Origin of the sequence: Heyndrickxia sp. FSL W8-0423 (assembly GCF_038009395.1) — a bacterium.
Classification (GTDB): Bacteria; Bacillota; Bacilli; order Bacillales; family Bacillaceae_C; genus Heyndrickxia; species Heyndrickxia sporothermodurans.
This window is the reverse complement of record NZ_JBBPBE010000001.1, coordinates 1,881,873-1,893,915: the sequence shown is the minus strand read 5'-3', so window position 1 is coordinate 1,893,915 and position 12,043 is coordinate 1,881,873. Positions and strand designations below refer to the sequence as shown.

The 12,043-nt window shown below is 37.1% G+C and carries 9 protein-coding genes and 2 other annotated features; of the genes, 2 read left to right on the top strand and 7 right to left on the bottom strand.

The genetic code is table 11. The features are described from left to right. Positions 1-30: 30 nt before the first annotated feature. Positions 31-1,416 (bottom strand): NADP-specific glutamate dehydrogenase, encoded by a 1,386-nt coding sequence (gene gdhA / locus MKY81_RS09525; RefSeq protein WP_181294628.1) that lies wholly within the window; start codon positions 1,414-1,416, stop codon positions 31-33. Between the two features lie 458 nt (positions 1,417-1,874). On the opposite strand from gdhA, the gene MKY81_RS09520 reads away from it, so the two are divergent. Continuing rightward, positions 1,875-3,275 (top strand): protoporphyrinogen oxidase, encoded by a 1,401-nt coding sequence (locus MKY81_RS09520; protein ID WP_327991626.1) that lies wholly within the window; start codon positions 1,875-1,877, stop codon positions 3,273-3,275. A gap of 584 nt (positions 3,276-3,859) precedes the next feature. Here MKY81_RS09520 and MKY81_RS09515 read toward each other — a convergent pair. The 6 genes from MKY81_RS09515 to MKY81_RS09490 form a co-directional block, all read right to left on the bottom strand. Then, positions 3,860-5,203: a sodium-dependent transporter gene (locus MKY81_RS09515; protein WP_066226358.1), complete on the bottom strand. Its 1,344-nt coding sequence runs from the start codon at positions 5,201-5,203 to the stop codon at positions 3,860-3,862. 91 nt (positions 5,204-5,294) lie between these two features. Beyond that, positions 5,295-6,371 carry a bifunctional 3-deoxy-7-phosphoheptulonate synthase/chorismate mutase gene (locus MKY81_RS09510; RefSeq protein ID WP_066226357.1) on the bottom strand — a complete coding sequence of 359 codons (1,077 nt, stop codon included), beginning with the start codon at positions 6,369-6,371 and terminating at the stop codon, positions 5,295-5,297. Positions 6,372-6,431: 60 nt separating this feature from the next. Further along, positions 6,432-6,658: a binding site (T-box leader), on the bottom strand. A gap of 36 nt (positions 6,659-6,694) precedes the next feature. Continuing rightward, positions 6,695-6,918 (bottom strand) — a binding site (T-box leader). A gap of 257 nt (positions 6,919-7,175) precedes the next feature. Next, positions 7,176-8,126: a lipoyl synthase gene (gene lipA, locus MKY81_RS09505; RefSeq protein WP_066226356.1), complete on the bottom strand. Its 951-nt coding sequence runs from the start codon at positions 8,124-8,126 to the stop codon at positions 7,176-7,178. A gap of 11 nt (positions 8,127-8,137) precedes the next feature. Further along, positions 8,138-8,956 (bottom strand): lipoate--protein ligase family protein, encoded by an 819-nt coding sequence (locus tag MKY81_RS09500; protein ID WP_108071221.1) that lies wholly within the window; start codon positions 8,954-8,956, stop codon positions 8,138-8,140. A gap of 226 nt (positions 8,957-9,182) precedes the next feature. Beyond that, a complete protein-coding gene (locus MKY81_RS09495; RefSeq protein WP_108071219.1) occupies positions 9,183-9,668 on the bottom strand; it encodes an NUDIX hydrolase in 486 nt (161 codons plus the stop codon). 161 nt (positions 9,669-9,829) lie between these two features. Next, a complete protein-coding gene (locus MKY81_RS09490; protein WP_341117633.1) occupies positions 9,830-10,672 on the bottom strand; it encodes a DegV family protein in 843 nt (280 codons plus the stop codon). A gap of 276 nt (positions 10,673-10,948) precedes the next feature. Here MKY81_RS09490 and cidR point away from each other — a divergent pair, with 276 nt between their 5' ends. Next, a complete protein-coding gene (gene cidR / locus MKY81_RS09485; RefSeq protein ID WP_108071215.1) occupies positions 10,949-11,845 on the top strand; it encodes a cidABC operon transcriptional activator CidR in 897 nt (298 codons plus the stop codon). Positions 11,846-12,043: the final 198 nt, after the last annotated feature.

The following is a 12,043-nucleotide window of genomic DNA, read 5'->3' as shown; positions in this document are numbered from 1 at the left end:
TTCTTCATCTATCTAATTTATTTTCGTCTTCTAAATCACCCCATGTGCGATCATGGAATCGGCTACGGTTATAAATCCTGCAATATTTGCTCCGACTACGAGGTTACCGGATTGACCATATTCTTCGGCATATGTTACTGATTTTTGATAAATATTTTTCATAATCCCTTTTAATTTTTCATCGACTTCTTCAAATGTCCATGACATCCTCATGCTATTTTGCGACATTTCTAACGCAGAAACAGCGACCCCTCCTGCATTTACCGCTTTTGCAGGTCCAAATAGAATATCATTTTTTAAAAAGAGTTCTATCGCTTCTAATGTTGATGGCATATTGGCCCCTTCCCCAATCGCCTTTACTCCATTTTCAATTAATATTTTTGCCGCATTCTCGTCTATTTCATTCTGCGTCGCACAAGGAAGTGCGATATCACACGGGATTGACCATATATTCGTACATCCCTCGACATATTGGGCATGTGGGAGAATGTTCACGTATTCTTTAATTCTTGTTCTCTCAACTTCTTTCAATCTCTTAACAGTTGCTAAATTAATTCCAAGCGGGTCGTAAATATAGCCATCCGAATCACTGCATGCAACAACCGTCGCACCAAGCTGGGCTGCTTTTTCCATCGCATAAATGGAAACATTACCAGAACCGGATACGACTACCGTACTTCCGTTAAATGATAAATGATGATCCTTTAACATTTCCTCTACAAAATAAACCGTTCCATAACCCGTTGCTTCCGTTCTCGTCATGCTTCCTCCATACCCTAAGCCTTTACCTGTCAGAACGCCTGATTGGAAGCCTCCCCGAATTCGTTTATATTGGCCAAACAAGTAGCCAATTTCTCTTGCGCCAACCCCAATATCTCCAGCCGGAACATCCACATCTGGTCCGATATATTTACTTAGTTCTGTCATGAAACTTTGGCAAAACCTCATAATTTCCCCGTCAGATTTTCCTTTTGGATCAAAATCTGATCCGCCCTTTCCACCGCCAATCGGCAAACCAGTTAATGCATTTTTAAAAATTTGTTCGAATCCGAGAAATTTGATGATGCTCGTATTCACTGTCGGATGGAATCTAAGCCCACCTTTATAAGGGCCGATGCTGCTATTAAATTGAACACGAAAGCCGCGGTTAACCTTTACTTTTCCATTGTCGTCTACCCAAGGAACACGGAAGGTGATGAGCCTTTCGGGTTCTGTAATTCTTTCTAAAATCCCATGTTCCATATATTTCGGATGTTTACTAATAACCGGTAAGAGCGAATCCAAAATCTCTTTAACTGCTTGAATGAATTCATTTTCATGTGGATTTCTACGTTTAATTTCTTCATATACTTCATTCACATAATTTTCCGCAATCATTTGTTGCCTAGATTTCTTTTCTTGTTCGCTTATAATCATCCCATTAACTCCTTCTGTTTTATCATTATTATAAATTTTCCATCATTTTCAAAGTGAATTCCAATAGTAAAAATAGATAAGAATCATGCCGAAATGAGAACGATTCATTCTTTCACAAGGAAGACAAATTCACATTTTTTTTCAAAGGAAGATTGAATTATAATTATATTAAACATTTGTTTGTTTTCTAAAATGTTTTTGGCACAATGGAAAATATTTTAGTATTTCAGAGCAACCTAAATACATGTAGACGTATCCTTTTCAAAACGCAGAGTGGATTGGAGCGGAAGGCACTTGACTCCTGCGGGATCAGCTGGACAGATGAGACCCCGCAGGAGCGGAGCGACGAGGAGGCTCATCGCCAGCCCCGCGGAAAGCAAGTGCCTGGAGCGGAAAGGAACGGAACTATACGAAAACAGCCATAAGTAAAGAGCCGATAATTTATAGGAGTGAGTAACTTGAAAACAGTCGTTGTCATTGGCGGAGGCATTACAGGACTTTCCACTTTGTACTACCTTCAACAATTAAAAGAAACAGCAAACATCGAATTAAATTTAAAATTAATAGAAGGAAATGATGAATTAGGAGGAAAAATCCATTCCGTCCAAACAGATGAATTTATTATGGAAACAGGTGCCGACTCCATCGTTGCCCGGAAACAAGGAGTCGCTGAACTATTAGAAAATCTCCACTTACATAACGAAATGGTCAATAATGCAACAGGAAAATCATTTATCTACCACCATGGACAATTGAAGCCAATTCCTGATGATACCGTTTTTGGTATTCCTATGAGCAAAGAAGCATTATTGAGCAGTGAATTAATCTCTGAAGCGGGAAAAAATGAAGCATTAAAAGATTTTACAACTACAAATGAATCGTTTACAAAAGATAGCTCAATTGGCCAATTCCTCGAACACTTTCTCGGTAAAGAAATCGTTGAAAACCAAATTGCACCAGTACTTTCAGGAGTATATTCCGGGAAATTAAACGAACTAACATTAGCAACTACCCTTCCCTATTTATTAGATTACAAAAATCAATATGGTAGCATTATGAAAGGACTATCCGAAAACAAAGAACGATTCCAATCTGCCGATAATAAAAAATTTGTCTCATTTAAAAACGGGCTTTCTACTTTAATTGATCGACTTGAAATAGAATTAACGAATGTTGAAATTTTAAAAGGAATAAAGGCAACATCGATTATTCATACTCAAGACGGTTATACCGTTACATTGGAAAATGGAACGACGATTCATGCGGACTATATTGTGCTTAGCACTCCACATCAAGTGGCACAATCCCTTTTACAAAATGAAGTACTTGATGAAGATTTTAATCAACTAGTTAGCTCATCGCTTATAAGTGTATATCTAGGATTCGATGTCCCTGACGAGAAACTTCCGGCTGATGGAACAGGTTTTATCGTTCCTGATAATAGTGATCTCGTCTGTAATGCATGTACGTGGACAAGCAGGAAATGGACACATACATCGAAAAACAATCACTTATTATTACGACTCTTTTATAAGAACACAAACCCCACTACTTTTGAACATTTAAACAGTTTAAATGAAAGGGAATTAATTCAAGTTGCCTTAAAGGATATCGAAAAAAGTTTAGGAATAACTGGGGAGCCAAAACATTCCGAAGTGACAAAATGGACTGATTTAATGCCTAAATATTCCTTATCCCATCGAAAAACCATTGAATCCTTAAATAAAAAAATAGATGACCTTTATCCAAACATCACTCTTGCAGGTTGTTCCTATTACGGTGTTGGCATTGCAGATTGTATCATGAATGGGAAAGAGACAGCAAACCAATTAATCGAACAAATTTCAAATAATAATTAAACGAAAAGGCATGTATCTATTAACATTAAAAGGTTCTCTTTAAAGGTGTAAAACAGTAAATAACAATACAAATAGGGTGCGAAATCGAAGTGTTACGACTGAATGGTGATTTCCCTGAGTTAGAAAAATAACCGGAAAAATTCCGTTTAATTTGGGAAATACCCATATTTCCTTAAAAATAGAGGAAGTTTTTCCGGTTAAATGATCTAAATCATTGGATTTTGTCTTATTTAGAGAAGTTAACCGGAATACCTCCGCTTATTTCTGTTACTTAAGCCCATCTAATATACAATAGCCGGAAATTCTCCGCCTATGAATTCTTATATTTATTCCATCTGTCCTCCAAATATCGTAGGTATATTCAAGTTACATCCATAACTTAATTCCTTTTAAGAACATAGTGGTTTCACGTCTCCGTTGTAAATAAATTAGTTTCTGGTTTTACATGGGTTTTAAGAAATATAAAAAGCATGGAGAATTCCTTTACGAATTACCATGCTTTTTCGGAAGTTATTTAACTTGTTTTTTCACTCTTTGCACTTCAAAAGAGAACCGGTTACTATCAACGTAGATACATGCTTTTTTTACCAAACCCCTAACACATCTAGCATGACCGCAATAATTAGTAACGGAGCAACATAACGAAGAAGGAAAAACCATGTTTCAAATAATCCCTTTTTCAGATTGCTGCCTTTTTGAAGTTCTTCATACAAAGCGGTTTTTTTCATTTTTAACGGTACAAAAATAGCGATAAGCAACGATCCAAGCGGCATTAATATATTACTAACTGTGTAATCCATTAAATCGAAAAATGTTTTTCCAAAGAGTTTGATATCTCCTAGCACACCATAGGAAAGTGCAGATGGGATGCCGAAAGCAAAGATGGCCAGTCCGATAATCCACGACCACTTCTTACGCCCGTTCGGATTTCCTTTAGATATGACCGAAACGATGATTTCTAACATCGAAAAAGCAGACGTTAAAGCGGCAAATAAGAATAGAATTAAAAATGCGATAAAGAACAACATACCGAATGGTAAATGGCTAAACACGGTAGGTAGAACATTAAATAATAGCACCGGTCCTGCCCCAGGCTCTAATCCCATCGCAAATACTGCAGGGAAAATCGCAAGTCCTGCCAAAAGGACAATCACTAGATTCATTCCAACAATTGAAATGGCTGAACGCGGCAAGCTTTGACTTTTCGGTAAATACGAACTGTAGGTGACCATTACTGAAACACCGACACTTAAAGTGAAGAACGACTGCCCCATCGCCTCTAAAATTGTTTTGGACGTTACTTTTGAAAAATCAGGCTGTAATAAAAAGGTAACTCCCTCCATCGCCCCATCCAATGTAACGGCACGAATAACAAGTAAGATAAAAAGAATAAATAATGCGGGCATCATAATTTTGCTTGCTTGCTCAATTCCTTTTTGCACTCCTTTGGCAACAACTAAGATGGTAATTAGCATAAAGAGGAATTGAACAATTAGACTAATCGTTGGATTCGAGATTGTTGCTCCAAAGACATCCGCATATTGTGCAGAGCTAAGGCCATTCAAGTCACCTTTGATCGTCTTAAATAAATAAATGATAATCCATCCACCGATCACACTGTAAAACGAAAGCAAGATAAAACAAGTTACCATTCCGAGAATACCAATCCAGTGCCATTTCGTTCCAGGTGCGATTTTCCGATATGAAGCAATCGCATGATCCTGTGTAGAGCGACCAATTGTAAATTCAGCTAGTAATAACGGCAATCCGAGTAATAATGTAAAAACGATAAAAATGAGAAAAAATGCTCCGCCGCCATTTTGGCCAGCTATATAGGGGAATTTCCAAATTGCCCCTAAACCAATAGCTGACCCAGCAGCTGCTAAAATAAATCCTAGTTTTGATGACCATTGTTCTCGTTGACTCACGTGTATTCTCCTCTCAGATGTTCTACATGATGCCTTTGTTGCTCAATTGTGATCTGAGCGGAAATTGTAGGAACCATGACGCTTTGAATGTCTATTGTAATTTATTTTTGAATGATTTTAGTTCTTCCATAAATTCATGAAATTGCGGGATATCCATTTGCTGCGCGGAATCAGATAATGCAACAGCTGGATCCGGATGGACTTCAGCCATTACCGCGTCAGCTCCTATTGCTAATGCCGCTTTTGCAGTAGGCAGGAGTAAATCCTTTCTTCCTGTTGAATGGGTTACGTCGACGACAACTGGCAAATGTGTTTCTTTTTTTAATATCGGTACTGCAGAAATATCTAACGTATTTCGTGTTGCCTTTTCATACGTTCGAATTCCCCGCTCACATAAGATAATTTGGTCATTCCCTTGCGCAATAATGTATTCAGCCGCATGGATAAATTCATCAATTGTTGCAGCTAAGCCACGTTTTAATAAAACCGGTTTTTTCACCCTTCCTACAGCTTTTAACAAATCAAAGTTTTGCATGTTTCTTGCACCTATTTGAATGACGTCGACATAATCAAGGGCAAGTTCAACATCAATTGGATTTAGTATTTCACTAATGACAGCTAAATCATATTCATCGGCTACTTGGCGTAAAATTTGTAATCCTTCCACACCTAAACCTTGGAAATCATATGGAGAAGTTCTTGGCTTAAATGCTCCGCCGCGCATTAATTTTATCCCTTGTTCTTTCATTGCTTCTGCAACTAGTCTAACTTGTTCCAAGCTTTCTACAGCACACGGTCCCATAATAAAGGATTGTGTTCCATTACCTATTAATTCGCCTTTTACATCAACAATTGTATTTTCTTTTTTCTTTTTCCTGGAAACTAATAGTGCTTTACGATTATCGTCTTCTTGCAATTCTAAGCTTGCTTTAAAAATACCTTTGAAAATATGTTGTAGTGTAGAGGTTTCAAACGGACCTTCATTTTGCTCGGCAACCATATCTAATACTTCTCGTTCACGAATTGGATCAAAACGTTTCGTGCCTTGCAGTTTTTTTATTTGACCAATTTCTTGAACGACTCTTCCTCGTTCATTTAGTAAATGTAATAATTGTGAATTAATTTCATCCACCTTTTGTCTTAATTGTTGTAAATCATTATTCCCCATTAAAAACCCTCCTAATTTGTTGTGTAATTTAATAATAAAAAAGCCCCTACTGAATAATTCAGTAGGGACGATGTTTATCGCGGTACCACCCTAGTTGCAGAAAATATCTTCTTCTGCCACTCTTTTTTTGTTAACGATCGAAATTCGACCGTCCTTCCTCATCTTTGTGAAGGGAAGGATGCTCCAGAACCCGAAATTCATGTTTATCTTTGTGCTGATTTGCACCAACCATCAGCTCTCTTTAACAGGGAGATAAACATTACTGTTGATTCTATCATTGCGTGTTCATATTTAAATGCAAAAAGTCCCTACTGATATTAATCAGTAGGGACGATAATTATCGCGGTACCACCCTAATTGTAGATGATAAAATTCATCTACCACTCATCATTGTTAACGATCATTTCGACCGGCTTTTCCTTCGCAAAAACTCGGAAAAGAAGCTCCAGGATTGAAATTCAAGTTTATCTTTATACTGATTTACACCGGCCATCAGCTCTCTAAAATAGTGAGATAAACAATACTTAGTTCCCTTCAAAACTTTATATTATTTAAGTATGATTTGTATTATAAAGCTTCGATTAAAATATTGTCAACACTTTTTTAAATTTTTCTACATTTTAATTATTTTTAACTATGTTATGATTTCCGCTGCAGGTACTCGCTTTCCGCGGGGCTGGCGATGAGCCTCCTCATCGCTTCGCTCCCCGCGGGGTCTCATCTGTCCAGCTGATCCCGCTGGAGTCTCGCACCTTCCGCTCCAATCAACCTAATGACAAAACAACAATAAACTTTTACAAATCTTTAATTAAGAAACTGCGCTTTATACTGGTTAATAATTAAATCAGGGTCTTTATTTTCGCCTTCTAATTGGCGTTGACGGGCTGCTTTATTTACTTGCTCGTCTGCATGGTAACTTGAGCGAACCATCGGGCCGGCTTCACAATGCTTGAATCCTTTTTGAAGGGCGATTTCTTTTAACTCTGCAAATTCATCTGGATGGACATAGCGTTCTACTTTTAAATGTTTCTTTGTAGGTTGTAAGTATTGACCAATTGTCATAATATCCACACCATGTGCAAGCAAATCATCCATCGCTTCGATGATTTCTTCCTTCGTTTCTCCAAGTCCAACCATTATACTTGATTTTGTTGGTGTTTGAGGACTGATTTCTTTTACCCTTTTCAAAAGTTCTAATGAACGATCATAGGTGGCTTTTGCACGAACACGTTTCGTTAAACGACGAACGGTTTCAATATTATGATTAAAAATATCCGGACCTGCATCCATTAACGTATGGAGACTTTCATAGTCACCCTTCATATCAGATGGGAGTACTTCGACTGTACATGAAGGAACACGACGACGAATCGCACGGACGGTTTCAGCAAAGATCGCCGCACCGCCATCTGCCAAATCATCACGTGCAACAGCAGTAACCACGCAATGACGTAAGCCCATTACTTCCACCGATCTTGCGACACGTTCTGGTTCTTCCCAATCTAATTCCGTTGGCAAGCCCGTTTTTACTGCGCAAAAACGACAGGCACGGGTACAAGTATCACCAAGTATCATAAATGTCGCTGTTTTGCGAACAGCCCAGCATTCATGGATATTCGGACATTTTGCTTCCTCACAGACGGTATGCAATCTTTCTTCCCGCATCATTTTTTTCAAGCCTGTGTAACTTTTATTCGTATTTAACTTGATTTTTAACCATTCAGGTTTTCTTAAGTATTCTTCATTTTTAGCCACTATGTACACTCCTACCTTTGAAAAGTATAATCCTCATTTGCATATTTACTTTGCATAAGTTCTTCTACTTCTTTTAACATCTGGTTGTTCGGTTCATATGTAGTTAAATCAATATTAAGTCCCTTTTTAATACCTTCCATGAATGCGTTCTTTATTTCATCTATTGTTGTTTTTCTACCTAAAATTTGATTAATCGTCACTGCTTTTTTTGTAAATGCAGTTTTTGCCTTATTTTTTACTTTTTCATTTGGAAATACAAATAGATCATAAAGTGTATCAATATCGATTTCCATCGGGATGGAGCCATGTTGTAATACGACCCCTTTTTGCCGTGTTTGTGCACTTCCCGCCGCTTTTTTTCCATCAATCTCGAGTTCATACCACGAAGATTCTTCAAAGCAGACAGCCGTACCTGACTTTCCGATCGGTGTATTCGGGACAGCTAACTCTGCAGATATACCTAATTTTCGATATCCTTCTAATATTCCTTGAGATAATACGCGATAGGTTTCAATTATCGAAGGCGACATCTTTTCATGTTTTTCACTAATTATCATGCTGTAAGTCAATTCTTGATCATGTAAAACAGCTAGTCCGCCAGTTGGTCTGCGAACAATGTCAATCCCTTTTTCCTTAGCTGCTTGGACATTAATTCTTCCCGTTGTTTTTTGAAAATGACCTAACGAAAGCGCCGCAGGTTCCCATGTGTAAAAACGGAGAACCGGTGGAATTAAGTCTCGTGAATGCCAATCAAGAAGAACCTCGTCCATTGCCATATTGAATACAGGAGATTGAACTCCGGAATCAATAAAATACCAAGTTTCACTCATGTTGCTACACCACCTAAAACTCTCAATAATAAATATAGTCGGAATTAATCAAGAAAACTATATTGGAATAATTTTCATCTTATTCAATCAATTTTTATGATAGCATTGTAGCGAGGTTTGTCAATAACAGGATCGTAATGAAAATAGAATTATGAAATAATGAGTACAAAGAAATAGAATGAAAGACTTTCGGATTACTCATATTTTATTTTTAAATTCAGATATTTTATAAAGAAACCCTAGAATTTATCCCCACTGACTTAAAATCCACCACTTCTCCATCTTCATAGATAAAGTGATGTTCATACATTGCGGAATCATACAAAACTTTTTCTAAGTAGTACTTCACATTCGCCATTCCTAAGTTTTCAGGATGGAGAACCCAGCTTATGTCCTTCCAGTCTAATATTCCTTCATCGGTTTTTACTGGTGTGTAGTAATCAAATGTTTCAGGCAACTCTGCTACAAAAACATACATTCCACCCGCATCGTGTCCGTCTACTGTCCAAGTAACTGTACCTTTATATTCTATCTGCTCGATCTGCAAGCCTGTTTCTTCTTCTATTTCACGTAACATACCTTCTAAAGGTGTTTCGCCCTTTTCTATTTTTCCACCTACGCCGTTCCAAATCCCCATCCATACTGGTTTATGTCGATTCAACATGAGAAGTTCTTGGCCTTTTTTAATAAAGCATATGGTGTATTTATACATGGATACTTATCTCCCTCTTGACGAAATAACCGTTAATATCAGCAATCTTTCATATTATACAATACTTAGAAAGTTTCAATAGTTAAAAGATTCACAAGGTGTCAGGCACCGTCTGTGGACAAATGTCCACAAGCGGTGCCTGACACCTTGTGAAAATTGTATTATTCTGTATAGTACATAAAGCCGATTGCACCCGCACCTGTGTGTGTGCTGATGATTGGGGTGGTAATTTCTATTTCGATGTTTTCGAAGCCAGTTGCGGTGAAAATAGCATTCTTTAGTTTCGAAACAAGGTCATAGCTTTCTGCATGGGCGATTCCAATTTTTTTTATCGTTTTTCCCATCGCATCTTCGACTAAGCTTTTTACTAAATGCTTGATAACTTGTGTATGGCTTCTCACATTGGCAATCGGATTATAGACGCCATCTTCTAATGAGGCAATTGGTTTAATATGCAATAATGATCCAATTAATGCTTTTCCTTTCCCAATTCTGCCACCCTTGACAAGGTTATCAAGCTTTTCGACAACGACATATAGTCGCGTTTGTGAACGTATTTTTTCCAATCTAATAAGAATTTCGTCCACGGTCTTCCCCTCTTCCGCCATCACAGCCGCTTCAACAACTTGAAAAGATAACGCTTTCGAAATAAAGACAGAATCAACCACTTTTACATTCGCCTTTGACATTGTGGCAGCATTTTCGGCAGCATTCACTGTTCCACTCAAACCGCCAGACATATGAATGGAGAGCACATCATAGCCTTCTTCGCCCAATCGATCATATAGCTCCAAAAACACGCCTACTGGCGGCTGAGAGCTTTTTGGAAGCTCCTTCGCTTCACTCATTTTATGAATAAATTCAATAGGAGTTATGTCTACCCGGTCCAGATAAGATTCCCCATCAATAAACAATGATAAAGGAACTACTTCAATTCCATACCTTTCAATCAATTCATTAGACATATCAACTGTCGAATCAGTAACTATTTTAATTTTCCGCATTCCATAACTCCTTCTAAATAACTCATATTATATAGGTACTTTTCATAAACGTGTATTGTTCAGCAATGCAAAAATAGTACCTTATTTAATTATCTAAATTTAATTATATATCAGGCAATACCAATAACTAAATAGGATATTACATACAGTTATGACAAAAACCAAAAAAATTTTGGAAGTCGTATTCATTATTATATGAAATGGGCATGATACGAGTCAGAGAATACGGTTATATGGGTAAAATATGATATAGTAATGAAATGAGTGGTGATTTAATTGGATATTAAACATTTACAATATTTTTTAGAAGTGGCAAAATATAATAGTTTTTCACTTGCTGCGGAACATTTATATATTACACAGCCAACGATTAGTAAAATGATCAAAAATTTAGAAGAAGAGTTGGGTGTTTCATTATTTGATAGATCGCGAAAAAAACTTACATTGACTGATGCCGGGGAAATTATTTTAGAACAGGCAAAGCTAATAGATAATGCCTTTCATAATTTGGAAACGGAATTAAATAATCTTTTAGGTCTTAAAAAAGGACATATTCGAATTGGAATTCCACCAATATTTGATGCGCAATTTCTTCTTCAGTTAATCGGACTTTTTCATGAAAAATATCCTGGTATAACGTTTCAGCTCAGTGAAGATGGATCAAAGAAAATCGAAGAAGATGTAAATAATAATCTTTTAGATGTAGGGGTAGTCGTACTTCCAACGAATAGCGAGTTATTCCATCAGTTCCCGTTTATGGAAGAAGATTTAAAACTTATTCTTCATCCGTCCCATCCATTGGCAGAAAAATCGAAGGTAGAATTAAAGGAACTGGCGGGAGAATCATTTATCCTCTTCAATAAAGACTTCGCCTTGCATGATCGTATAATTTTTGCTTGCAATAGTGTAGGTTTTAACCCTCATATTATTTCAAAAAGTTCCCAATGGGCATTTATTGAAGAAATGGTTTCTTGGAAATTAGGAGTATCCCTTTTGCCCGAAAGTCTTTGCCGCCATCTTAGTAAAAATGTAAAGGCCGTAACTGTCGTTAATCCCTCTATCCGTTGGGAACTCGCGATTATTTGGAACAAAAACCAATATTTATCCTTCGCTGCAAGGGAATGGCTCCAATTCACAAAAGAAAGTCTTTCTATTGATCTCTCCAAAAAATAACTTAATATTTCATTCTAATTCCTAGCCGTTTGGTTAGGAATTTTTTTGATTTTGAATTCGCAATTTCAACTAATGTGATGTTCAGTTGTCTATATTCGTATCAGATGATTCATGGACGTAAGCAGTTTCATTGATAAAAGCTATACAGCGAATAAAATTTAACCATTTTACTTAAGGAAATCGGAGTCTTACAATAGG